This window comes from Klebsiella sp. NPDC088457 (assembly GCF_044900465.1).
GTDB lineage: Bacteria > Pseudomonadota > Gammaproteobacteria > Enterobacterales > Enterobacteriaceae > Klebsiella.
In genome coordinates, this window is sequence record NZ_JBJDNH010000052.1 from 1 (window position 1) to 22,548 (window position 22,548).

Annotated in this window: 22 protein-coding genes and 1 pseudogene; 3 read left to right on the forward strand and 20 right to left on the reverse strand. The window is 56.9% G+C overall.

The window, feature by feature from the left end:
• The 8 genes and pseudogenes from ACI2JR_RS24105 to ACI2JR_RS24140 form a co-directional block, all read right to left on the reverse strand.
• Positions 1–249, reverse strand: a pseudogene (locus tag ACI2JR_RS24105) (1,4-alpha-glucan branching enzyme); the annotation flags it as partial.
• Between the two features lie 246 nt (positions 250–495).
• Positions 496–1,602 carry an aspartate-semialdehyde dehydrogenase gene (gene asd / locus ACI2JR_RS24110; RefSeq protein WP_462479645.1) on the reverse strand — a complete coding sequence of 369 codons (1,107 nt, stop codon included), beginning with the start codon at positions 1,600–1,602 and terminating at the stop codon, positions 496–498.
• Positions 1,603–1,721: 119 nt separating this feature from the next.
• The gene (locus ACI2JR_RS24115; protein WP_132729469.1) at positions 1,722–1,907 is read right to left on the reverse strand and encodes a hypothetical protein; all 186 of its coding nucleotides are present in this window, start codon (positions 1,905–1,907) and stop codon (positions 1,722–1,724) included.
• A gap of 125 nt (positions 1,908–2,032) precedes the next feature.
• Positions 2,033–3,373, reverse strand: a complete 1,341-nt coding sequence (gntU, locus tag ACI2JR_RS24120) for a gluconate transporter (protein WP_462479646.1) — start codon at positions 3,371–3,373, stop codon at positions 2,033–2,035.
• Positions 3,373–3,903 (reverse strand): gluconokinase, encoded by a 531-nt coding sequence (gntK, locus tag ACI2JR_RS24125; RefSeq protein WP_132729467.1) that lies wholly within the window; start codon positions 3,901–3,903, stop codon positions 3,373–3,375. The genes gntU and gntK overlap by 1 nt, the downstream gene beginning before the upstream one ends.
• A gap of 185 nt (positions 3,904–4,088) precedes the next feature.
• Complete coding sequence (gntR, locus tag ACI2JR_RS24130) at positions 4,089–5,084, reverse strand: gluconate operon transcriptional repressor GntR (RefSeq protein ID WP_132729466.1); 996 nt, start codon at positions 5,082–5,084, stop codon at positions 4,089–4,091.
• Between the two features lie 93 nt (positions 5,085–5,177).
• Positions 5,178–5,873 (reverse strand): quercetin 2,3-dioxygenase, encoded by a 696-nt coding sequence (gene yhhW, locus ACI2JR_RS24135; RefSeq protein WP_132729465.1) that lies wholly within the window; start codon positions 5,871–5,873, stop codon positions 5,178–5,180.
• A gap of 121 nt (positions 5,874–5,994) precedes the next feature.
• A complete protein-coding gene (locus tag ACI2JR_RS24140) occupies positions 5,995–7,032 on the reverse strand; it encodes an oxidoreductase (protein WP_462479647.1) in 1,038 nt (345 codons plus the stop codon).
• Between the two features lie 358 nt (positions 7,033–7,390).
• Here ACI2JR_RS24140 and yhhY point away from each other — a divergent pair, with 358 nt between their 5' ends.
• Positions 7,391–7,870 (forward strand): N-acetyltransferase, encoded by a 480-nt coding sequence (gene yhhY / locus ACI2JR_RS24145; protein ID WP_165905714.1) that lies wholly within the window; start codon positions 7,391–7,393, stop codon positions 7,868–7,870.
• Positions 7,871–7,932: 62 nt separating this feature from the next.
• Here the strand turns inward: yhhY and ggt are convergent, their stop codons facing one another.
• A complete protein-coding gene (ggt, locus tag ACI2JR_RS24150; protein WP_132729462.1) occupies positions 7,933–9,675 on the reverse strand; it encodes a gamma-glutamyltransferase in 1,743 nt (580 codons plus the stop codon).
• 121 nt (positions 9,676–9,796) lie between these two features.
• Between ggt and ACI2JR_RS24155 the strand changes: the two genes are divergently transcribed.
• Positions 9,797–10,120 carry a DUF2756 family protein gene (locus tag ACI2JR_RS24155; protein ID WP_462479648.1) on the forward strand — a complete coding sequence of 108 codons (324 nt, stop codon included), beginning with the start codon at positions 9,797–9,799 and terminating at the stop codon, positions 10,118–10,120.
• 20 nt (positions 10,121–10,140) lie between these two features.
• On the opposite strand, the gene ugpQ is transcribed toward ACI2JR_RS24155, so the two are convergent.
• From ugpQ to livK, 10 genes are all read right to left on the reverse strand, one after another.
• A complete protein-coding gene (gene ugpQ / locus ACI2JR_RS24160; RefSeq protein ID WP_132729460.1) occupies positions 10,141–10,881 on the reverse strand; it encodes a glycerophosphodiester phosphodiesterase in 741 nt (246 codons plus the stop codon).
• Positions 10,878–11,948: a sn-glycerol-3-phosphate import ATP-binding protein UgpC gene (locus ACI2JR_RS24165; RefSeq protein WP_462479649.1), complete on the reverse strand. Its 1,071-nt coding sequence runs from the start codon at positions 11,946–11,948 to the stop codon at positions 10,878–10,880. Before ACI2JR_RS24165 ends, ugpQ begins: the two co-directional genes overlap by 4 nt.
• 1 nt (position 11,949) lies before the next feature.
• Positions 11,950–12,795: a sn-glycerol-3-phosphate ABC transporter permease UgpE gene (gene ugpE / locus ACI2JR_RS24170; protein WP_132729458.1), complete on the reverse strand. Its 846-nt coding sequence runs from the start codon at positions 12,793–12,795 to the stop codon at positions 11,950–11,952.
• Positions 12,792–13,679 (reverse strand): sn-glycerol-3-phosphate ABC transporter permease UgpA, encoded by an 888-nt coding sequence (gene ugpA / locus ACI2JR_RS24175; RefSeq protein WP_132729457.1) that lies wholly within the window; start codon positions 13,677–13,679, stop codon positions 12,792–12,794. The genes ugpE and ugpA overlap by 4 nt, the downstream gene beginning before the upstream one ends.
• A 130-nt stretch (positions 13,680–13,809) precedes the next feature.
• The gene (gene ugpB / locus ACI2JR_RS24180) at positions 13,810–15,126 is read right to left on the reverse strand and encodes a sn-glycerol-3-phosphate ABC transporter substrate-binding protein UgpB (protein ID WP_462479650.1); all 1,317 of its coding nucleotides are present in this window, start codon (positions 15,124–15,126) and stop codon (positions 13,810–13,812) included.
• Positions 15,127–15,469: 343 nt separating this feature from the next.
• Entirely contained in the window at positions 15,470–16,183 is a 714-nt protein-coding gene (gene livF, locus ACI2JR_RS24185; protein ID WP_132729455.1) for a high-affinity branched-chain amino acid ABC transporter ATP-binding protein LivF, read from the reverse strand.
• A gap of 2 nt (positions 16,184–16,185) precedes the next feature.
• Positions 16,186–16,953 carry a high-affinity branched-chain amino acid ABC transporter ATP-binding protein LivG gene (livG, locus tag ACI2JR_RS24190; protein WP_132729454.1) on the reverse strand — a complete coding sequence of 256 codons (768 nt, stop codon included), beginning with the start codon at positions 16,951–16,953 and terminating at the stop codon, positions 16,186–16,188.
• The gene (gene livM / locus ACI2JR_RS24195; RefSeq protein WP_132729453.1) at positions 16,950–18,227 is read right to left on the reverse strand and encodes a branched chain amino acid ABC transporter permease LivM; all 1,278 of its coding nucleotides are present in this window, start codon (positions 18,225–18,227) and stop codon (positions 16,950–16,952) included. The genes livG and livM overlap by 4 nt, the downstream gene beginning before the upstream one ends.
• The gene (livH, locus tag ACI2JR_RS24200; protein ID WP_132729452.1) at positions 18,224–19,150 is read right to left on the reverse strand and encodes a high-affinity branched-chain amino acid ABC transporter permease LivH; all 927 of its coding nucleotides are present in this window, start codon (positions 19,148–19,150) and stop codon (positions 18,224–18,226) included. The genes livM and livH overlap by 4 nt, the downstream gene beginning before the upstream one ends.
• 53 nt (positions 19,151–19,203) lie before the next feature.
• Entirely contained in the window at positions 19,204–20,313 is a 1,110-nt protein-coding gene (gene livK / locus ACI2JR_RS24205) for a high-affinity branched-chain amino acid ABC transporter substrate-binding protein LivK (RefSeq protein ID WP_132729451.1), read from the reverse strand.
• Between the two features lie 422 nt (positions 20,314–20,735).
• On the opposite strand from livK, the gene panM reads away from it, so the two are divergent.
• Positions 20,736–21,125, forward strand: a complete 390-nt coding sequence (panM, locus tag ACI2JR_RS24210) for an aspartate 1-decarboxylase autocleavage activator PanM (RefSeq protein ID WP_462479651.1) — start codon at positions 20,736–20,738, stop codon at positions 21,123–21,125.
• A gap of 157 nt (positions 21,126–21,282) precedes the next feature.
• On the opposite strand, the gene livJ is transcribed toward panM, so the two are convergent.
• A complete protein-coding gene (gene livJ, locus ACI2JR_RS24215; protein WP_462479652.1) occupies positions 21,283–22,386 on the reverse strand; it encodes a branched chain amino acid ABC transporter substrate-binding protein LivJ in 1,104 nt (367 codons plus the stop codon).
• Positions 22,387–22,548: the final 162 nt, after the last annotated feature.

Here is a 22,548-nt window from a genome sequence, read left to right on the forward strand (position 1 = left end):
CTGGTAGCGAAAAGCATTTTTTCGCCGCGGCAGAACGCCGCTAAAGAATCCGCGTGAGTCGAGGCATTCGAGCTTGCCGACTTTACGCCCGGTTTTCGGTTCAATCACCCATACATCGGTGGCATCGGGTAATAATGCGCGCACTTCCAGACCAGCATCGGTTGAGTGCATGCCAAGCACGGAAAAAGGATCCGCAAAATGGCCGGAGATAAGCGCATTAATCACGTCTCTATCGATACGATTAGACATGGTTTCATCCTGTTGTAAGTGTCGCCCTTTCCTGTATCTGGCGACTTTTTTTGACCTGAACGGGGCAGCACACCGTGCATCCTCCTGCTCCGTCCCACCTTCAGGTAAGGAAACGTTGTCGTTCCTTACTTAAAGCATAGCCAAGGCTGTCTTACCTCCGGGGGAAAAAATCAAACATCCGCGTGTACTCCTTGTATTACGCAAAAAAAAGGAGGTGTCAGACACCCCCTTTTGTTCATCCAGTTATCAGGCCAGCTGGCGCAACATGCGTCGCAGCGGCTCGGCAGCGCCCCACAGCAGCTGGTCGCCGACGGTGAAGGCCGACAGATACTCCGGCCCCATGTTCAGCTTACGCAGACGCCCCACCGGGGTGGTCAGGGTGCCGGTGACGGCGGCCGGGGTCAGCTCGCGCATGGTGATGTCGCGATCGTTCGGTACCACTTTGGCCCACGGGTTGTGCGCCGCCAGCAGTTCTTCAACGGTCGGGATAGAAACATCTTTCTTCAGTTTGATGGTGAATGCCTGACTGTGGCAGCGCAGCGCGCCGACGCGGACACACAGGCCATCCACCGGAATGACTGACGAGGTGGCGAGAATCTTGTTGGTTTCCGCCTGGCCTTTCCACTCTTCGCGGCTCTGGCCGTTATCCAGCTGTTTGTCGATCCATGGGATCAGGCTGCCGGCCAGCGGCACGCCAAAGTTATCCACCGCCAGCTCGCCGCTGCGGGTCAGGGCGGTCACTTTGCGTTCGATGTCCAGAATGGCGGATGCCGGATTCGCCAGCTCGCTCGCGACATGGCTATGCAACTGACCCATCTGGGTCAGCAGTTCACGCATATGACGCGCGCCACCGCCGGATGCCGCCTGGTAAGTCGCCACGCTGACCCACTCCACAAGATCCTGTGCGAACAGGCCGCCGAGGGACATCAGCATCAGGCTGACGGTACAGTTACCGCCGACAAAGGTTTTCACCCCGTTATTCAGGCCGGCGGTGATCACGTCCTGGTTCACCGGGTCAAGAATAATGATCGCGTCATCTTTCATGCGCAGCGAAGAGGCCGCATCAATCCAGTAACCCTGCCAGCCGCTCTCGCGCAGCTTCGGATACACGTCATTGGTATAATCGCCGCCCTGGCAGGTCACAATAATATCCAGCGCCTTCAGCGCTTCGAGATCAAACGCATCCTGAAGCGTGCCGCCGGTGCTGCCACCGAAGGATGGAGCAGGCTGCCCCAGCTGAGAGGTGGAGAAAAAAACAGGGCGAATGGCGTCGAAGTCGCGCTCTTCAACCATGCGTTGCATGAGTACAGAACCGACCATTCCGCGCCAGCCGATAAAACCAACATTTTTCATAACGTATTTCCTGGGAGATGTGTGCTGTTTGTGCCAAGCCAGTTTCCTACTGGTTAGCCCTTCACATTACAAAATGCTGCTAAAGTCGCAAGTGAAATTAATCAATGATTGCCCGGCAATCAGTAAAGCAACTTATTTAAGGCAGCTTCTGCAGGCATCGGCCCCAGCAAAACCACAATAATAATATTGGTACTGGCATCAGGAAGGGAATCGTTTCCGCCGCTATTTTGTTGATCTGGATTATGGAACAGCGGAGAAATTTTGCGATTTGCACAAGGCTGAAAAAAACAGCCAACCCCAGTCATAGCGGGGCCTTATGAGGATTAAGTCTTTCGTCGTATCGCGCAACCAGGGCGTTTTTACGCCCCTGTTGCGCGGGGAAGATCAGCCCGGCCTCGCGATGCTACGGCTGGGCTGCTGGCGTCTGCGTTTAGCTCAGTAGCGTAAACGCAATCATGCCGACGATGGCGCCGGTGGTGCCGAGGATCGTTTCCATCATGGTCCAGGTTTTCAGCGTCTGCGCTTCCGTGGCGCCGGTAAACTTACCGAACAGCCAGAAACCGGCATCGTTCACGTGGCTCACCACGATCGAACCGCCTGCGATACAGATGGAGAGCGCCGCCATTTGCGCGCCGCTGTAGTTCAACTGCTCAATCACCGGCATAACCAGACCCACGGCCGTTAAGCAGGCGACGGTCGCCGAGCCCTGGATAATACGGACCGCGGCCGCCAGCACGAAGCAGGTAATTGCAATCGGCAGACCCATACCGGTCAGCGCCTCGCCGAGGGCCGGGCCCACGCCGGAGTCAACCAGCACCTGTTTAAAGACTCCGCCCGCACCGATAACCAGCAGGATAATCCCCGCGGGTTGCAGCGCATGGCCGCAGATTTCCATCACCCGATCTTTTGCCATTCCCTGACGAACCGCCAGGCCGTAAATCGCCACCAGGCACGCCACCAGAATCGCGGTAAACGGATGGCCGATAAATTCGAACCATTCGTAGGCGCTGGAGCCCTCCAGCACAAAGCGCGCGGCGATCGTTTTCAGCCCGACCAGCACCAGCGGCAGCAGAATCAGCGACAGACTAAAGGCAAATGACGGCATCTTGCCTTCGCCCAGGCTTGGCTCACTAATATCATCAGGAATATGCAGCTCGACGTAGCGGCTGATAAAGTTGCCCCACAGCGGCCCGGCAATGATCATCCCCGGAATCGCCGCGCACAGACCAATCAGAATCATCCAGCCAAAGTCGGCGTGCATTTGCGATGCCAGCAGCATCGGCGCCGGCCCTGGCAGCAGGAATGCCGCGGCCGCCGCAACGCCGGCGAACAGCGGGATAACCAGCTTCACCAGGTTGGTGCCGGTATGGCGCGCCATTGAGAAGGCCACGCTAATCAGCAGCACGATGGCCACTTCGAAGAACAGCGGCAGCGCGCAGATAAGCCCGGCGAGGCCAATAGCATAATGGGCGCGGCTGTGGCCAAAAGATTTCAACATCTTAACGGCTATCTGATCGACAGCGCCGGTCTCATGAAGAATCTTGCCGAACATCGCCCCCAGCGCCACGACGATCGCCAGAAAGCCCAGCGTACCGCCCATCCCTTTTTCCATCGTCGCTGCGATTTTATCCAACGGCATGCCGGAAAAGAGGCCTGCGCCAATAGAAACCACCATCAAAGCCACGAAAGCATGCATACGCGCCTTCATGACTAAAAACAGCAGCAGCAAAACGGAGCCGACTGCCGTTAAAACAAGCGTTAATGTACTCACTAGTTACTGCCTTTGTTGATCACCTCAATGGTGCTCGCGACCACGCCTTCCAGCGGCTGATCAATATCGACGATTAATACATCGCCTTCGTCTGCACCCGGTTCCTGCAGCGTTTCAAACTGCGTCACCAGCATCTGGGTTTTGAAGAAATGCCCTTTTCGCGCCTTCAGACGGCTTTCGATCAGGTCGAAATCCCCTTTCAGGTAGATGAAAGAGAGGTTTGGATTGCCCTTGCGCAGAATGTCGCGATAGCTCTTTTTCAGCGCCGAGCAGACGATCAGCGAGACTTTATTGGTCCGCTGCATGGCAAACGCGGCATCGTTCAGCGCCTGCAGCCACGGCGTGCGGTCGTCATCGTTTAACGCCTCGCCGGATGCCATCTTATTGATATTGCTACGCGGATGCAGAAAGTCACCATCGAGAAACGCGGCATGCAGCTGATGCGCCACTTCGCTGGCGACAGCGGATTTACCACTGCCGGAAACGCCCATCAGGACATAGACGTGGTGATCATGGTTAATCGTGCTCAAAGCTTCCTCCCACTGGACACATACGCGAGGCGCTTCCGGCTGCAGTGATACAGCGTGAAATGCCGCCTACAGGTTGATTGTTACGGGTAACTGTTATCGGTAACATTGTCATGCCGGACTTAGGGATTAGCAATCACCATTCGTGCCAGAAGTGAATATGTGTGATCTACTTCAAACTTGTCAGTTTAAATAGATCCACCCGGTGACAATGTGAAACCTAAATCTAACATCTTAGGCATCACCGCTTCACCACGAATACGCGCCAGCAGACGTTCGGCGCCGATGCGCCCCATCCGCTCACGCGGGGTCAGCACGCTGGCCAGACGCGGCTCCATCACCTGACCAATATCATGGCCGTGGAAACCGGCAATCGCCATATCATCCGGAATTTTCAGCCCCAGGCGCTGGCACTCAAAGGCGGCGCCCACCGCAAGGTCATCGTTGGTGCAGAAAATTCCGTCAAGCTGCGGGTATTCGCGACGCGCCTGGCGCATCAGCTCAATCCCCGACGAGTAGGAGGACGATTGCTCGACCATCACGCTGTACGGCGTCATGCCGGCATCGAGCATCGCCTGCTCATACCCCTTCTGCTTGATGATAGTACGTTCATCAAGACGCGCGCCCAGATAGGCCACATGGCGATGGCCGCGGGCAATAATCGCCGCGGTCATCTGCCGCGCGGCTTCGAAGTTATCAAAGCCAACGGCAATATCGAGACACGGCGACTGGCTGTCCATCAGCTCGACAACCGGGATCCCGGCAACTTCGATCATTTTCAGCGTGCGCGGCGTGTGGGTGCGTTCGGTGAGGATCAGGCCGTCGATGTTCCATGAGAGCATGGATTCAAGGCGTTTCTCTTCCATTTCCGGCTTATAGCCGTAGTGCGCCAGCATCGTTTGATAGCCAAAGGCGTCGGTGACGCTTTCAATACCGCGCAGCACTTCCGAGAAGACCTGGTTGGTTAACGAAGGCAACAGCACGCCGATGGCGCGACTGGTGGCATTGGAGAGGATATCAGGCGCGCGATTGGGAATATAACCCAGTTCATCGAGAGCAACGGCAATCTTGCCACGCAGGGCCTCGGAAACCTGTTCCGGGTTACGCAAAAAGCGACTGACCGTCATTTTGGTCACGCCGACAAGATCGGCTACATCCTGAAGTACGGGTCTTTTCTTTTTCATCGTCCTGACTGGGATAAAGGGGAGACATTCTCCCAGTTTATCACGGACAAAGCGCAACCCGGCCTAATGATTAGGCCGGGTTGCGCAATTTATTTAGACCGGCGGCAGATCGAAAAGCAGAATTTCGCTATCGCTATCGGCGTGAACCGAAATCGCCTGCTCATCCCAAATCGCCAGGCCATCGCTGGTGGTCGCTTTGGTGCCGTTGATGGTCACTTCGCCTTTCACCACCTGAATCCATACGCGACGTTCCGCGGCAATCTGGTGCACCGATTGTTCATCTTTCAGCAGCGCCCAGCGGTACAGCTCCATATCCTGGTGTACTTTCAGCGAGCCTTCACGCGCATCCGGTGACAGCACCAGCTGTTTACCCTGCAGGGCATCGAAGCGGCGCTGCTCGTAGCGCGGGGCGATGCCATTTTCTTCAGGCATAATCCAGATCTGATACAGGCGCAGACGGTCAGTGCTGCTCGGGTTGTATTCCGAGTGACGCACCCCGGTCCCCGCGCTCATGATCTGGAACTCACCTGCCGGAACCTGCTCTTTGTTGCCCATACTATCCTGGTGCTCAACCGCCCCTTCCAGCACATAGGTCAGGATTTCCATGTCTTTGTGCGGGTGAGTCCCGAATCCCTGGCCGGCGTCGATCACGTCATCGTTGATCACCCGCAGCGCAGAAAAGCCCATGAAGTTCGGATCGTAATAGTTCGCAAAAGAGAAAGTATGCCAGGAATCCAGCCAGCCATGATTTGCGTGGCCGCGTTCGTTAGCTTTACGTAAATAGATCATCTTTCACCCCCGTATGTTTTCGATGGAATAAGTGTGGACGCAATCCGTTGCCGATCATAGAGGGTGAAAATTGACTCCTCTGTTCAAAAAATATGAACAACCACAGAGGAGCCAAAGAGGCTTATTTATCGAGGGTTATCGTCGCCGGAGAGGGCTGTTCAAAGCCGCGTTCCAGGATCTCCATATTGGTGAGAACGTCAGATTCCTTGACGTAATTTTGCCGGCCGTTGACGAGGGTCTCATACAGGGAATCATAAACGCGACCATAGTCCCCCGGCTCGACGCGGATCTCTTCCCGCACGCTGACGCCGCTCTCATCCACATATTCCAGCACGCCGACGCTGTCATCCGCCGCAAAGCCCGCTTCACCCGGCATAATATTGGCTTTCAGGCTGGTTTCCTGCCGATCGATGCCGTATTTGATAAACGAACCTTTATGGCCGTGGACGATAAATTTCGGGTACTCCAGCTTAACCAGGTGGCTGGTTTTGACGATGGCCTTCAGGTCACCGTAGAACAGCTGCGCTTCAAACGTATCATCCGGGTTGGCTTTGTTCCGCAGGCTGCGGATGTCATAGGCCACGCGGTCCGGGCGGCCGAATAACGAGATGATCTGATCCATCGTGTGTACGCCCAGACCATAAAAGGCACCATCCTGCGGCAATCCCGGCTGGGTTTCCGCCACCGGACGATAGAGATCGAAATGGCTTTCCACCTCGACGATCTCTCCCAGCTTGCCGCTTTCAATCACCTTTTTGGTGGTCAGAAAGCAGGAGTCAAAGCGGCGGTTCTGGTATGGCGTTACCGTCAGACCTTTGCTCTTCGCCAGGGCGAACAGCGTTTTCGCCTCTGCAAGCGTCGGCGTAAACGGTTTTTCCACCAGCACGTTTTTGCCGGCTTCCAGCGCCCGCCTGGCATAGGCAAAGTGGCTGTCCGCATGGGTGCAGACAATCACCAGGCTGACCTGCGGGTCATTAAGTACCTCGTCGAGATCGCTGGTGAAGTGGATGTGCGAGTATTGCGGCGCCTGCTCTTCCGGCTTCGCGCTACGGCGATAGATATGGGCGACATGCCAGCGGTCTTTGCGGTGCAGAACGTAAGGAAGATGGTAGCGGGTGGTGCTTTTGCCGAATCCAATAAATGCGCAGTGCAGAGTCATAACGCAGTCCTTAGTTGAGGTTTCTGCTGCTAACCATAGCGCACCCCGGCGATGAACTTAACTCTTAACCCATTAAAGATGGCGGAAAACGATCGGCGAAAAAAAGCAAAAAAAAAGCCAGCACCTGGCTGGCTAAAGTAATACTGGAAGCAATGTGAGCAATGTCGTGCTTTCAGGCTTTCCGCAAGGGTCTCCCTGAATGCAGGACAATAATAATCATTCTCATTCGCACTTGTCTACCTCTTTTTGCAAAAATTAGGCGTTGACGCGTTTTTTAAAGTCAGGAATGTTTAAAGAGACTATTGAGCGTACCAGGCCTGCCGCGCAGGCGCTAAGGAGAAGAAGAATGAGTGAAATTGTGATACGCCACGCCGAACCGCGCGATGCAGAACCCTTACGTCAGCTGACTGCGCACCCGGAGGTCTATCACGACACGCTACAACTTCCCCATCCTGCCATGGAAATGTGGCAGGAGCGCCTGCAGCCGAAACCTCACAGCCACCATCTGGTGGCGACCCTCGATGAGCAGGTCGCCGGCCATCTGATGCTGAGCGTTGAACCCCGGCCGCGGCGCAGCCACGTCGCCACCTTTGGCATGAGCGTCGCGGCGCCATTTCACGGTCGCGGCGTAGGCAGCGCGCTGATGCGCGAGATGATTAATCTGTGCGATAACTGGCTGCGGGTTGAACGTATTGAATTAACGGTGTTTGTCGATAACGCCGCCGCCGTTGCCGTCTACCGCAAGCACGGGTTTACCGTTGAGGGCACGGGACGAAACTACGCGCTGCGCAACGGCGAGTACGTCGACGCTTACTTTATGGCGCGGCTCAGATCATAAAGGCGGGATCCGCGGCAGAATCGCCCCCTCCCCGACGGGAAGGGGCGAGATCGGCAGAGAAGCTAGTATCCGGCGGTTAAATCATCCGGTGAACGCGGGTCTGACGCCCCGTACAGCGTCCCGTCCGGGCCCACCATAATGCTCTGGGTGCTGCCCATCGCCTCCTTCACCGCCACTTTCTGCCCCCTTTCTCCCAGCAGCTTCAGCGTATCCGGGCTAAAGCCCTTCTCTACCCACAGCTCATCCGGCAGCCACTGGTGATGGAAGCGCGGCGCGTTGGTCGCTTCCGCGACGTTCATCCCGAAATCGATACTGTTGACCACCATCTGCAGCACGGTGGTGATAATACGGCTACCGCCCGGGCTCCCGGTGACCAGCCAGGTTTTGCCATCTTTCACCACGATGGTCGGCGACATTGACGACAGCGGGCGTTTTTTCGGCCCCACGGCGTTGGCATCGCCGCCCACCAGTCCGTAAACGTTCGGGACGCCGGGTTTTGCCGAGAAGTCATCCATCTGGTTATTCATCAGTATCCCGGAATTACCGGCCACAATACCGGTTCCGAAGGTGGTATTCAGCGTATAGGTGACCGCCACCGCGTTACCGTCTTTATCCACCACCGAGAAATGGGTGGTCTGGTTACTTTCATACGGCGCCAGCTTACCGGGACGGATCTGGCTTGAAGGCTTCGCTTTATTGATATCAATCTGTTCGGCAATCGATTTGGCGTAGGCTTTGTTGGTCAGCGCCTGCCACGGCACTTTGACAAAGTCCGGATCGCCGAGATACTCCGAGCGGTCGGCATAGGCATGTTTTTCGGCTTCCGCCATCACCTGCATGGCGTCTGCGCTGCCGAAGCCGTATTTATGCATATCGAAGTTTTCGAGGATATTGAGGATCTGCACGATATGGATCCCCCCGGAAGAGGGCGGCGGCATCGAGAATACCTGATAGCCACGGTACTCGCCGCCGATCGGCATGCGCTCGACCGCCTGATAGCCCGCGAGGTCGGCCCGCGTTATTAGCCCGCCGTTTTTCTGCATCTCATCGGCTATCTGATCGGCTATCGCCCCTTTATAAAAAGCATCCGGGCCGTGTTCCGCGATCAGCTCGAGACTTTTCCCCAGTTGCTTCTGTACCAGTTTGTCGCCTTTTTTCAGCGGCTCACCGTTTTTCCAGAAGATGGCTTTGCTGTTCGGGTGGTTCGGCAGCACTTCGCTGCCGTAGGTCTTCAGATCGTCGGCCAACGCATCGTTCACCGTGAAGCCCTCTTCCGCCAGCTTGATTGCCGGACGGATCACTTTGTTAAGCGGCATGGTGCCGTATTTTTCCAGCGCCAGAGAGAAGCCTGCGACGGTACCCGGCGTACCGGAGGCCAGGTGCGAGGTCAGCGATTTTTTGCTATCGGGGTTCCCCTGATCGTCGAGGAACATATCCCGGGTTGCCTGCTCCGGCGCCATTTCGCGAAAATCGATGGCGGTGGTGTGCCCGTCTTTGGTCCGCAGCATCATAAAACCGCCGCCGCCAATATTACCGGCCTGCGGGTGGGTGACCGCCAGCGCGTAGCCCACGGCTACCGCCGCATCGACGGCATTCCCCCCCTGGCGCAAAATATCGACGCCCACCCGGGTGGCCGTCGCATCCACCGAGGCGACCATTCCCTGCCGGGCGCGGACCGGATGAAAGACATCTTCTTCTACGCCGTAGGAGACGGGAGGCGGGACGGGCGCGGCCGCGACGGTAAAACTGCCGCCGGCCAGCAAAACAGCGATGACCACCTGACGCCAGGAATGTGCTTTTATCATTGTCTTACTCCTGAAATGTGTTTTTATCCCCGCATAAGCCTGGTTGATAAGTCCTAAAAAATCATTGTTATGCCGGAAAGGAAGTACACTTAAGTGATCCCACGCACGGGAGGAGAGAATAATGAAAGCACGCTTATTTCTGGCGGCGCTGATGCCGCTTAGCCTTCTGGCGCAGCCGCTCAATACCACCAATAACCCTAACCAGCCGGGGTACGTCGTCCCCAGCCAGCAGCGGATGCAAAATCAGATGCAGGTCCAGCAACAGCAGCACCAAAGCATGCTTAAGCAGGATATGCAGAACCAGACGCGCGCCCAGCAGCAGCATCTGCAGACCCAGCTGAATAACAATCAGCAGCGGGTCCAGCAGAGCGGCAATTTGAATTCGTCACAGCAGGCGCTGCCGAATCCCAACGGCGGCATGTTGCCACGGCAGACGACCCCGTAGCGGGGCCGTTTGCCGGCGGCTCAGGGTTGGAAGTGCGGGCCAATAAGGTCAATCGCGTCGGTGCAGATACAGTCCACTCCCCAGCGCAACAGTTCAGCGGCGCGCTGGGGTTTATTGACGGTATAAACGAGGATGCGCAGACCCGCGGCCTTCAGGGTCGCCACGCGCGCCTCATCCAGCAGCTTATGGTTAAGGTGGATAGAGACGCAGCCCAGGCGGGCGGTTAACTCGCGCCAGTCCTCACGCCACTCATCCAGCAACAGCCCGCGCGGCAGCTCGGGTACGGCGTGCTGCGCCGCCTCCAGAGCGTCAATCTCAAACGATGAGAGCAGCGGCGGCGTCATGCCCTGCCACAGCTCACGAGCCGCCAGCGCCACCGCTTTACCGGTCAGCGGAGCGGTGCCGGTGGTGGGCTTGATTTCAATATTCGCCATCATGCCGTGCTGGCGGCAACGTTGTGCCACCGCGGAGAGCAGCGGCAGCGGCTCGCCTTTGAACTGGTGGCTATACCAGCTTCCGGCATCCGCTTTCAGCAGCTCGTTCCACGTCAGTTCACCCGCGATGCCCCAGCCGTTGCTGGTGCGATCCAGATGGTCGTCGTGGAGCAAAAAGATTTGCCCGTCTTTCGACAGCTTGGCGTCAAACTCGATCATCGTATGACCGAAACGCGCGCCAACATCGATCGCCGCCAGGGTGTTTTCCGGGGCCAGTTTACCGCCGCCACGATGGGCGACGATGTGGGGATAAGGCCAGTCACTCATGCGCGTTGTCCTGTTTCACCATCAAAGAGGTGCAGATGATCCTCCGGCAGATGCAGCCACAGCGTGCTGCCCGCTGACGGACGCTGCTGGTGAGGCAGTCTGACCACCAGTTTCTGCTCGCCCCAGCGCCCGTGGGCCAGGTTATCGGCACCTAAAATTTCCAGCGTATCCATCACCAGCGGTACGCCACCTTCCACCTGGGAGCTTAATGCAAAATGCTCCGGACGGATACCTAGCGTCATCTTACGCCCGGCATGGCGGCGATGCTCGCCATCGATAGGTAAACGCAGGCCGCCTTCCAGTTCAAAACGACGACCATCTGCGCTGATACGCCCTTCCAGCAGGTTCATCGCCGGGCTGCCGATAAAGCTGGCAACGAAGCGGCTGGCCGGTTTTTCGTAAACGTCCACCGGCGTGCCGATCTGTTCGGCAACGCCTTTATTCATCACCATCACCCGCTGGGCAAGAGTCATGGCTTCTACCTGATCGTGCGTCACGTACAGCGAGGTGGTTTTCAACCGGCGATGCAGTTGCTGAAGTTCGAGGCGCATCTGCACGCGCAGCTTGGCATCGAGGTTTGACAGCGGTTCATCAAACAGGAATACCGCCGGGTCGCGGACAATCGCGCGGCCCATTGCCACGCGCTGACGCTGGCCGCCGGAGAGCTCGCGCGGGCGGCGCTTGAGCAGGCCGTCCAGCTCCAGAATCCGCGCCGCTTCCTGCACCCGCTCGGCGATCAGGCCTTTGCCCATCCCGCGGATTTTGAGCCCCCAGGCCATGTTCTCTTCCACGCTCATGTGCGGATAGAGGGCGTAGTTCTGGAACACCATCGCGATACCGCGATCCTTCGGCTCCATCTCGGTGACGCGCTGGCGGTTAATCCAGATATCGCCGCTGGTCACCCGCTCAAGCCCGGCCACCATGCGCAGTAGCGTTGATTTGCCGCAGCCGGACGGCCCGACCATGACGATGAATTCCCCGTCCGCGACGTCCAGCGTCAGCGGTTGAATCACCTGGGTTTTGCCGTCCCAGCTTTTGGTTACAGCCTGTAGTTTTAAACCTGCCATTTTATTTCTCACTGTCCACTAAACCACGCACAAACGCCCGCTGCATGGCTAAAACGATAACGACCGGGGGAATCAGCGTCAGCAGCATCGCGGCCATCACCTGATTCCACTGCGTGGTGCCTTCGCCGGTGGCGATCATGCCTTTGATACCCGCCACCGCGGTGCCAAGATTGACGTCCTGAATAATCAACAACGGCCACAGATACTGGTTCCAGCCGTAGATAAAGGTGATCACAAACAGCGCCGCCAGATTGGTTTTCGACAGCGGCAGCACGATGTCGCGGAAAAAGCGCATCGGTGAAGCGCCATCGATACGCGCCGCCTCAATCAGTTCGTCCGGCAGCGTCATAAAGAACTGACGAAACAGGAAGGTGGCGGTCGCCGAGGCCATCAGCGGCAGCGTCAGCCCGGCGTAGCTGTCGAGCATTTTCAGATTGGCGATCACTTCCACCGTGGGAAAAATACGCACTTCAACCGGCAGCATCAGGGTGATAAAGATCATCCAGAAGAACAGATTACGCAGCGGAAAGCGGAACCAGACGATGGCGAATGCGGAGAGCATCGACACCACGATTTTCCCCACCGTGATGCCAAACGCCATGATGAAGCTGTTCAGCATCATCAGCCAGAACGGCGCGCTGTTGGCTCCGACCCCCTGGGTCCAGATAGTGGCCATATTCTCCAGCAGGTGTCCGCCGGGAATTAACGTCATCGGCGTCTCAAAGACCGCCGTGTTATCCAGGGTCGCCGCGACAAAGGCGACATACAGCGGGAACAGGATCACGGCAATCCCGGCAATCAGCATGGTGTGGCTGAAAATCGTCAGCCCGCGACGGTTCTCGATCATTGGTAGCGCACCTTACTTTCAACGTAGCGGAACTGAACGACCGTCAGCACGATCACCAGCAACATCAGCACTACCGACTGAGCGGCGGAAGCAGAGAGATCGAGCCCGGCGAAACCTTCGCGATAGATCTTATAAATCAAGGTGGTGGTAGCCTGTACCGGACCGCCCGCGGTGGCCGCATCGATCACCGGGAAGGTATCAAAGAAGGCATACACCAGGTTGACCACCAGCAGGAAGAAGCTGACCGGCGCAATCAGCGGTAGCGCCAGCTTAAAGAAGCGGCGAATCGGCCCGGCGCCGTCAATTGCCGCGGCTTCCACCAGCGAGCGCGGAATAGATTGCAATGCAGCGAAGAAAAACAAGAAGTTATAGCTAATCTGTTTCCATACCGACGCAAACACCACGAGAAACATCGCCTGACCGCTGTGCTGCGCATGGTTCCAGTCGTAGCCCATCTCAGCGAGGAAGTGGGTGATCAACCCGCGCCCGGGGTTAAAGAGGAAAATCCATAGCACCGCCGCCACCGCCGGCGCCACGGCGTAGGGCAGCAGCATCAGCGTTTGATAGAAGCGGCTGCCGCGCACCACATAGTCAACCAGCGCGGCAAAGAACAGCGAAATGATCAGCCCGCTGAAGGTGACCAGGCTGCTGAACTTGATGGTGGTCCAGAATGAGTCCAGATAGTACGGGTCGTGGAACAGCGTAACGAAGTTGTCCAGGCCGACAAACTGGCTGGAAAGGCCAAATGGATCGACGCTCTGCAGCGAATACCACAGCGCTTCGCCGGCGGGCCAGATAAAGAAAATAATGGTGATAATCAGCTGCGGCGCGACCAGCATATAAGGCAGCCAACGCGAGCGGAATACCGGACGGGATGATGACATGAGGTTACTCTTTTGCTTAACGATGCCGGATAACGTCCCGGATGGCGGCGCAGGCGCCGTATCCGGGCGACTTCACGCGATCGCCCCGGCAGGCTCAACGCCGCCGGGGGAACCTTCCGGCATCTGTACCTTACGACTTAGTCGACTGCTCAAAACGACGCAGCAGCTGGTTACCACGCTCAACCGCTGAATCCAGCGCCTGCTGTGGCGTTTTCTTACCGGTCCACACGCTCTCCAGCTCCTCGTCCACAATGGTACGGATCTGCGGCATGTTGCCCAGACGCAGCCCTTTGGTGAACGGCAACGGCGGCTTGTTCAGCATCTGGCGGGTCGCAATATCCGCGCCTGGGTTCTTGTCATAGAAGCCCTGCTGACGGGTCAGGTCGTAAGCGGCGGTGGTGATCGGCAGATAGCCGGTTTTCTGATGCCATTCCGCCGCGATTTCCGGTTTTGCCAGATACTCGAGGAATTTCGCCACCCCGGTATAGGTTTCCTTATCTTTGCCCTGCATCACCCACAGGCTGGCCCCGCCGATGATGGCGTTCTGCGGCGCGCCTTTCACGTCGGCGTCATACGGCATCATGCCCACGCCGTAGTTGAATTTGGCATACTGACGAATATCGGCCAGTGAACCGGAAGAGGCGGTAGTTATCGCGCAATCACCGTTATAGAACTTCTCGGTGGACTCGTCTTTACGTCCGAAGTAGCTGAAATCGCCTTTCTTGTTCATCGCTTCGAGCATGGCGATATGCTTCACCTGCTCCGGCTTGTTGAATTCCAGAACCGCATTGGTACCGTCAAAACCGTTATTTTGGGTCGCCACCGGCAGGCCATGCCAGGCGCTGAAGTTTTCAATCTGAATCCAGCCCTGCCAGCCGCTGGCGTAGCCGCATTTCATCTCTGCCGCTTTCAGCTTATCGGTATATGCCGCCAGCTCCTGCCAGGTTTTCGGCGGCTGCTCCGGATCTAAGCCGGCTTTTTTGAAGGCGTCTTTGTTGTAGTACAGCACTGGCGTGGAGCTGTTAAACGGTTGAGAGAGCAGATGGCCGCTCTTTGAGTCGGTGTAGTAACCCGAAACGGTGGGAACGAACTGCGATTCATCAAACTTAATGCCCGCATCGGTAAACACCTGATAAACCGGTTTAATGGCTTTGGAGGCCATCATCGTTGCGGTACCGACTTCATAAACCTGAAGGATCGCCGGGGCATTACCGGTACGGAATGCGGCGATGCCCGCGCTCAGACTCTGCTCGTAGTTGCCTTTGTACACCGGGGTAATTTTGTAATCCGGGTTGGCCTCATTGAAACGTTGCGCCAGAGAATCAACTTCTTTACCCAACTCCCCTTCCATGGAATGCCAGAACGGGATGGTAGTTACTGCCAACGCCTGACCAGCACATGCCAGGCTGAGCGCCAGTCCTAAAGCTGTATGTCGTAACGATATCATCGGTTATCTCTCTTGTTGTTCCAGATGCGCGATTTCACGCGTTTTATGTTCGCGGGGGTAACATGACATGCTCGAATTACAGAAAAATAACTTTTTTATTACAAAAAAAAGATAGTAACGCGTCAGAGAGATGGCAAGACGATGAAAGATTGGAGACAGGAAAGTGGGAGCTACGGCACGCCGTTGAATATAAAGACGTAAAAAATCGGCAAACCGTGAAGTCAGTAGCCCGGCCGGACGTCGCGTCGGGGGAAATGCGCTGAGCGTGTCAGCCCTATCGCTTTCCCGGAGTCGGTAGCAACGCCTCGTCCGGGCTACAGAATTATCGTTTCTGGCAGGGTCATTACCCGCCGAGATAGGCGCTACGTACCGCCTCGTTGGCCAGAAGCCGCTCGCCGGTATCTTCCAGCACCACATGACCGTTTTCCAGCACATAGCCGCGGTCAGCCAGCTTCAGCGCCTGGTTAGCGTTCTGTTCGACGAGGAAAATGGTCATCCCCTGCTCGCGCAGCTGTTCGATGGTGTTGAAAATCTGCTGGATGATGATCGGCGCCAGCCCCAGCGAGGGTTCGTCAAGCAGCAGCAGGCGCGGCTGACTCATCAACGCGCGGCCAATCGCCAGCATCTGCTGCTCGCCGCCAGACATGGTCCCCGCCCGTTGAATACGGCGTTCGAGCAGCCGCGGGAACAGTTCGTAGACCCACTGAATACGGCTCTGAAACTGGTCACGATCGGCAAAAAAGCCGCCCATCGCCAGGTTCTCTTCAACCGTCATACGCGAGAAGACGCGACGCCCTTCCGGGACAATCGCCACCGCTTCGCGCATGATTTTCGCGGTTTGCCAGTCGGTGATGTCTTTACCATCAAAAACCACTTTCCCGCTGGAGGCGCGCGGATCGCCGCACAGAGTGCCGAGCAGCGTGGTTTTACCCGCGCCGTTCGCGCCAATCAGGGTGACGATTTCCCCCTGATTAATGTGCAGACTGACGTTATGCAACGCCTGAATCTTGCCGTAGTGGGCGCTTACGTTGTCAAAAGATAACATCACTTTTTCCATACTTATGCCTCACCAAGGTATGCGCGGATCACGTCCGGGTTGTTGCGGATCTCTTCCGGCGTACCGTTAGCCAACGGCGTGCCCTGGTTGACCACGTAAATACGATCGGAAATACCCATCACCAGCTTCATATCATGTTCAATCAGCAGGATGGTGGTGTTGTGATGACTGCGCAGCTCGGCGATCAGCTCGTCCAGCTCTTTGGTCTCTTTCGGGTTCAGGCCGGCCGCCGGTTCATCCAGCATCAGGATTTCCGGCTGGGTCACCATGCAGCGGGCAATTTCCAGCCGCCGCTGGTCACCGTAGGCCAGGTTGCTGGCCTGGCGGTTAGCATGCTCCAGCAGGCCAATACGCTCCAGCCAGGTGGCGGCACGGTCCAGCGCTTCGCTCTGCGCGCGGCGGAAGGACGGCGTTTTCAGCAGGCCGGAGAAGACCCCGGTTTTCAACTGCTGATGTTGCGCCACCAGCAGGTTTTCAATCACCGTCATTTCACGGAACAGGCGCACGTGCTGGAAGGTACGGACGACGCCCATTCGGGCGATCTGCTGCCCCGGCAGCCCTTCCAGATGCTGATCGCGCAGCATGATGCTGCCGCCGGTCGGCTTATAAAAACCGGTCAGGCAGTTGAAGACCGTGGTTTTCCCGGCGCCGTTAGGGCCAATCAGCGACACGATCTCCTGGGGGTGCAGCTCCAGCGACACGTTGTTGACCGCCAGCAGGCCGCCAAAGCGCATCATCAGGCCGCTGACGGATAATAATGGCTGACTCATGCCTGCTCTCCTTTCGCCTGACCTTTTTTCAGCTTCAGCTGCGGACGCGTCATCGGCAGCAGACCCTGCGGACGCCAGATCATCATCAGCACCATCAAACCACCCAGCATCAACATGCTGTATTCGTTGAAATCACGCATCAGCTCGCGCGACACCACCAGCAGCACGGCGGCGAGAATCACCGCAAACTGCGATCCCATCCCGCCGAGAACCACAATCGCCAGCACAAAAGCCGACTCGGCAAAGGTGAAGGATTCCGGGCTGACAAAGCCCTGGCGCGCGGCGAACAGCGTCCCGGCGAAACCGGCAAACGCGGCGCTGATGGTAAAGGCGGTGAGCTTGATGCGCGTTGGGCTCAGACCCAGCGACCGGCAGGCAATCTCATCTTCACGCAGCGCTTCCCATGCGCGGCCCAGCGGCATACGCAGCAGACGGTTAATCACAAACAGCGACAGCACCACCAGCAGCAGCGCCACCAGATAAAGGAAAATCACCCGATCGCCGGGGTCATACTTGAGGCCGAAGAAGTTACTGAAGGTATCCCAGCCGCCTTCGCGGGCGCTGCGGCTAAACTCAAGGCCAAACAGCGTCGGCTTAGGAATCTGGCTGATGCCGTTGGGGCCGCCGGTCACGTCGGTATTATTGAGCAGCAAGATACGGACGATTTCGCCGAAGCCGAGGGTGACGATCGCCAGATAGTCGCCGCGCAGGCGCAGCACCGGGAAGCCCAGCAGGAAGCCCGCGGCGGCGGACACCAGCCCTGCCAGCGGCAGACAGGTCCAGAAGCCGAGGCCGTAGTAGTGATTCAGCAGCGCAAAGGTGTAGGCGCCGATGGCATAGAAACCGCCGTAGCCCAGCACCAGCAGGCCGGACAGCCCCACCACCACGTTAAGACCCAGGCCGAGAATGATATAAATCATGGTCAGGGTGGCGATATCCACCGTCCCGCGCGACACCATAAACGGCCACGCCACGGCGATAACCAGCAGCGCCAGCAGGAACAGCTTCTGCTTCACCGTTGAACCATCGATGGCCGGCATAATAAACTTCGGCCCGGAGACGTTCTTCATCGTTTTCTGGAACAGCGGACGCATCAGCTGAAACAAGAAGACCACTGCGGTGCCGATGAAGATCCACTGCCAGCGAATATCGGCGGCGGTATCGACCACCAGTTTGGTGCCGTCCAGCTCCAGCTGCACGCCCATAAAAACGCCCGCCAGAACGAAGAACATCACCGCGGACAGCAGCGCCATTGCAATATGCATCGGTTTCATACTTTCTCTACCTCCGGGCGACCCAGAATGCCGGTAGGCATGACCAACAGCACCAGGATCAGCAGCGCGAAGGAGACGACGTCTTTATATTCCGTGCTGAGATAGGCCGAGGAGAGCGCTTCGGCGATACCGAGGATCAGGCCGCCGATCATCGCCCCCGGGATACTGCCGATACCGCCCAGTACCGCCGCGGTGAAGGCTTTCATCCCGGCCATAAAGCCGATATACGGGTTGATAACGCCATAGAACTGGCCCAGCAGCACGCCGGCCACCGCCGCCATCGCCGCGCCGATCACAAACGTCAGAGCAATCACCCGGTCGGTGTTAATCCCGAGCAGGCTCGCCATTTTGAGATCTTCAGCACAGGCACGGCAGGCGCGACCCATGCGTGAATAGCGGATAAACAGCGTCAGCGCCAGCATCGCCACAAAGGTCACGACCCAGATCACCAGCTGCATCGTGGTGACGGTGGCCGCAAAGTTTTCGCTGCTGCCAATGATCCACTGGCCGTTGAACAGGCTTGGCAGCGCCACGTCGCGCGAGCCTTCCGTCAGGCTGACGTAGTTTTGCAGGAAAATCGACATCCCGATGGCGGAAATCAACGCAATCAGGCGTTTAGAGCTGCGCACCGGCCGGTAGGCCACGCGTTCAATGCTCCAGCCGTAGGCGCTGGCGATAATAATCGCCCCGACAAAGCCGGCGGCCACCAGCAGCCAGCTGGTATCAATTCCCATCATCATCAGCGCCGCGATGATCATGAAAGAGACGTAGCTGCCAATCATGTACACCTCGCCGTGGGCGAAGTTGATCATGCCGATAATGCCGTAGACCATGGTGTAGCCGATGGCGATCAGCGCATAGGTGCTGCCCAGCGTGACGCCGTTAAACATCTGCTGCAGAAAGTAGAGAAACTGCTCGGACATAAGGTAACCTTTTTCATGCCGCCCGCTGGCCGCGGGCGGTGGGATAACGCATCTTATTTCGCGACAGAGGATGAACCATCCGCATGCCACTGGAAGACACCAAACTCAAATCCCTTCAAATCGCCTTTTTCGTCCCAATTCAGCGGCCCAATCACGGTTTTCGCCCCGTGAGCTTTCAGATCTTTGATTAAATCCAGCGGTTCCTGACTGCCGCTTCTGTCCATCGCCTGCGCTAAAGACTGCACGGCAGCGTAGGTGATCCAGACGTACGGACCGCTCGGATCTTTCTTCTCTGCCTTCAACGCCTCGACGATAGCGCCGTTCGCCGGATCCTGGTCATAACGTTTCGGCATTGTCACCAGCATGCCTTCCGCCGCCGCGCCGGCGATGTTAGACAGCGAGGCGTTGCCGACGCCTTCCGGGCCCATAAAGACGGTTTTCAGACCAACGGAGCGCGCCTGGCGCAGCATCTGGCCCATTTCCGGGTAGTAGCCGCCGTAATAAACGAAGTCGATATTCTCTTTCTTCAGACGCGCCAGCAGCGCGGAGAAGTCTTTCTCACCGGCGGTGATACCGTCAAAGAAGACAATATTGGCATTGCCTTTCTTCAGACTCTCCTGCACCGAGCGGGCCAGCCCTTCGCCATACTGCTGCTTGTCGTGAATAATGGCGATACGCTGCGGTTTCACGGTTTCCAGAATGTATTTCGCCGCGGTCGGCCCCTGCGAAGAGTCCAGACCCGCGGTGCGCATGATGTACTGATAGCCGCGCTGGGTCAGTTCCGGGTTGGTGGCCCCCGGAGAGATCATCAGAATGCCTTCATCTTCATAGATATCAGACGCCGGCTGCGTGGAAGACGAGCACAGATGGCCGATAACATACTTAATGCCCTCGTTGACGATTTTGTTCGCCACTGCCACGGCCTGTTTCGGGTCGCAGGCATCATCGTACTCGACGCCAACCAGCTTATCGCCCTTAATCCCGCCCTGAGCGTTAATGTCTTTGATAGCCTGACGTGCGCCGTTGAACTCCATGTCGCCCCATTGGGCTACCGGGCCAGACATCGCGCCGACAACGGCGACTTTAATATCCTTGGCCATGACCGCGTGCGACATCGCCAGTGCGACGACCCCCGCAATAATGGTTTTCGCGTTCCTTTTCATGCTTCAGAACCCCGTTCGAGATGTGGTGTAAATATTTTGTATTTTTATGGTTAAAAAGCATTCTGTGCTTTTATTAAACAACGCTACTTTTACCATTATCTTTAATGGTTTAGCGCAGTTTTTTACCTGAATTCAGATTAAAATCTCTATATTTCAGGCGATTAAGCAAAGATAATATTCTGTATTTCAGTGAAGATAAACAAAAAAAAGTCCAGTTCACAGCATAAAATAACGATACATAAGGCGGAATAAAACGCTGCACATTAGGTTAAAATTCTGCTTATTTTTCGATCCATGACGGATTGCGCTGCCCCAACTTCTCCACGAAAACGAATCCCCTGCTGAATGCCGGAAAAACAGCGCCCCTTCTGGTCATAAATTTGGGTACACTGGCCTATCCGTTTTGACTGGACGCATCGAGCATGAAACTGACCATTATTCGTTTATCGCACTTCAGCGATCAGGATCGCATCGACCTGGGGAAAATCTGGCCGTCGCAGGATCTCGCCGCCATCCCGATGGATGATCAGCACCGGGTTTACGCCGCCCGCTTTAACGAGCGCCTGCTGGCCGCCGCGCGCGTCACCCTGCGCGGTACAGACGGTGAGCTTAGCGCGCTGTGCGTACGCGAAGTCACCCGCCGTCGCGGCGTCGGGCAGTATTTAGTCGAAGAGCTGCTGCAGGACAATCCGCAGATCAAGCGCTGGCGGGTCAGCGACGCGGGGGTGGAAGATAAGGCGGTAATGTCCGCGTTTATGCAGGCGCTGGGCTTTAGTGCGCAGCAGAGCGCTTGGCAAAGGGAGCTCCGCTAGACGCCGCGTCGGCGGAAGCGCCTTACCGGGACTACCTGTAACCGTAGCCCCGGTAAGCGTAGCGCCAGCGGAGAAATCCCCGGGAGCTTACATCAGTAAGTGACCGGGGTTGAAGAACGCCGCCAACGCACCTGCGGCGCGAGAGGCGAAGGTTAAATTATTTGGCGTCGGTGGCGGTACCATCCGCATGCCAGGTAAACACCCCGAACTCAAAGCCTTTCAGGTCGCCCTTCTCATCCCATGACAGCGGCCCCATGACGGTATCCACTGAATTCGCCTTCAGGTATGTCGCGATGGCCGCCGGGTCTTCGGACTGATTCAGGCCTGCCTGCAGCGACTGAATGGCTGCATAGGTCGTCCAGACGAATGCGCCGCTCGGGTCCTGTTTCTTCGCGTTGATCGCATCCACAATCGGTTTGTTCGCCGGAACCTGATCGTAGTTCTTCGGCTTGGTAACCAGCATGCCTTCAGCCGACTGGCCGGCAATGTTAGACAGAGAGACGTTCGCTACGCCCTCCGGCCCCATAAACTGCGTTTTCAGGCCGGCCGCGCGGGACTGACGCAGAATTTGGCCCATTTCCGGGTGGTAGCCGCCGTAATAGACGAAGTCGATGTTTTCTTTCTTCAGACGCGCCACCAGGGTGGAGAAATCTTTCTCACCGGCGGTGATACCGTCAAAGAACACCACGTTAGCGCCGCCCTTCTTCAGGCCGTCCTGCACCGCTCGCGCCAGACCTTCGCCATATTGCTGCTTGTCATGGACGATAGCGATACGCTGAGGCTTTACTTTCTCGATGATGTATTTCGCCGCCGTTGGGCCCTGGTCAGAATCCAGGCCGGTGGTACGCAGGATCATTTTATAGCCGCGCGCGGTCAGCTCCGGAGCGGTGGCCGCCGGGGTGATCATCAGAATGCCTTCGTCTTCATAGATATCGGACGCCGGCTGAGTCGAGGAAGAGCATAAGTGGCCGATAACGTACTTAATACCGTCGTTGACCACTTTGTTGGCTACCGCTACCGCCTGTTTCGGGTCACAGGCATCGTCATATTTAACGATCTGCAGCTTATTGCCTTTGATTCCGCCTTTCGCGTTGATATCGGCCACCGCCTGCTCGGCACCGGTAAACTCCTGGTCGCCATACTGTGCCACCGGACCTGACATCGCGCCAACCACGGCAATTTTGATGTCTTCAGCAAGCGCGGCATTGCTCATTATTAAGGCGATACATCCTGCCAGTAACGCTTTACCCTTCATGTTCATCCTGAGGCTCCCCATTATTATGGTTTTTTGCATTCGTTGTGATGTTGTTTATTAGCGCATTATTCTAATTTTAGTCATAAGTAAAGCATATGACGACTGAATTAAGGTCTGCCGCCTGCGCTTTCGCAGCACACTATGCTAAACATACCGTCATTCTGGAGA

Bases quoted from the DNA above. Each gene is read 5' to 3' on its own strand.
- ugpQ (WP_132729460.1), bottom strand. From the start codon at position 10,881: ATGAGTGACTGGCCTTATCCCCACATCGTCGCCCATCGTGGCGGCGGT.
- livH (WP_132729452.1), bottom strand. From the start codon at position 19,150: ATGTCCGAGCAGTTTCTCTACTTTCTGCAGCAGATGTTTAACGGCGTC.
- ugpA (WP_132729457.1), bottom strand. From the start codon at position 13,679: ATGTCATCATCCCGTCCGGTATTCCGCTCGCGTTGGCTGCCTTATATG.
- yhhW (WP_132729465.1), bottom strand. From the start codon at position 5,873: ATGATCTATTTACGTAAAGCTAACGAACGCGGCCACGCAAATCATGGC.
- gntR (WP_132729466.1), bottom strand. From the start codon at position 5,084: ATGAAAAAGAAAAGACCCGTACTTCAGGATGTAGCCGATCTTGTCGGC.
- livM (WP_132729453.1), bottom strand. From the start codon at position 18,227: ATGAAACCGATGCATATTGCAATGGCGCTGCTGTCCGCGGTGATGTTC.
- ACI2JR_RS24155 (WP_462479648.1), top strand. From the start codon at position 9,797: ATGAAAGCACGCTTATTTCTGGCGGCGCTGATGCCGCTTAGCCTTCTG.
- ACI2JR_RS24140 (WP_462479647.1), bottom strand. From the start codon at position 7,032: ATGACTCTGCACTGCGCATTTATTGGATTCGGCAAAAGCACCACCCGC.
- ugpB (WP_462479650.1), bottom strand. From the start codon at position 15,126: ATGATATCGTTACGACATACAGCTTTAGGACTGGCGCTCAGCCTGGCA.
- panM (WP_462479651.1), top strand. From the start codon at position 20,736: ATGAAACTGACCATTATTCGTTTATCGCACTTCAGCGATCAGGATCGC.
- ugpE (WP_132729458.1), bottom strand. From the start codon at position 12,795: ATGATCGAGAACCGTCGCGGGCTGACGATTTTCAGCCACACCATGCTG.
- ggt (WP_132729462.1), bottom strand. From the start codon at position 9,675: ATGATAAAAGCACATTCCTGGCGTCAGGTGGTCATCGCTGTTTTGCTG.
- ACI2JR_RS24165 (WP_462479649.1), bottom strand. From the start codon at position 11,948: ATGGCAGGTTTAAAACTACAGGCTGTAACCAAAAGCTGGGACGGCAAA.
- livG (WP_132729454.1), bottom strand. From the start codon at position 16,953: ATGAGTCAGCCATTATTATCCGTCAGCGGCCTGATGATGCGCTTTGGC.
- ACI2JR_RS24115 (WP_132729469.1), bottom strand. From the start codon at position 1,907: ATGACTGGGGTTGGCTGTTTTTTTCAGCCTTGTGCAAATCGCAAAATT.
- livK (WP_132729451.1), bottom strand. From the start codon at position 20,313: ATGAAAAGGAACGCGAAAACCATTATTGCGGGGGTCGTCGCACTGGCG.
- asd (WP_462479645.1), bottom strand. From the start codon at position 1,602: ATGAAAAATGTTGGTTTTATCGGCTGGCGCGGAATGGTCGGTTCTGTA.
- livJ (WP_462479652.1), bottom strand. From the start codon at position 22,386: ATGAACATGAAGGGTAAAGCGTTACTGGCAGGATGTATCGCCTTAATA.
- livF (WP_132729455.1), bottom strand. From the start codon at position 16,183: ATGGAAAAAGTGATGTTATCTTTTGACAACGTAAGCGCCCACTACGGC.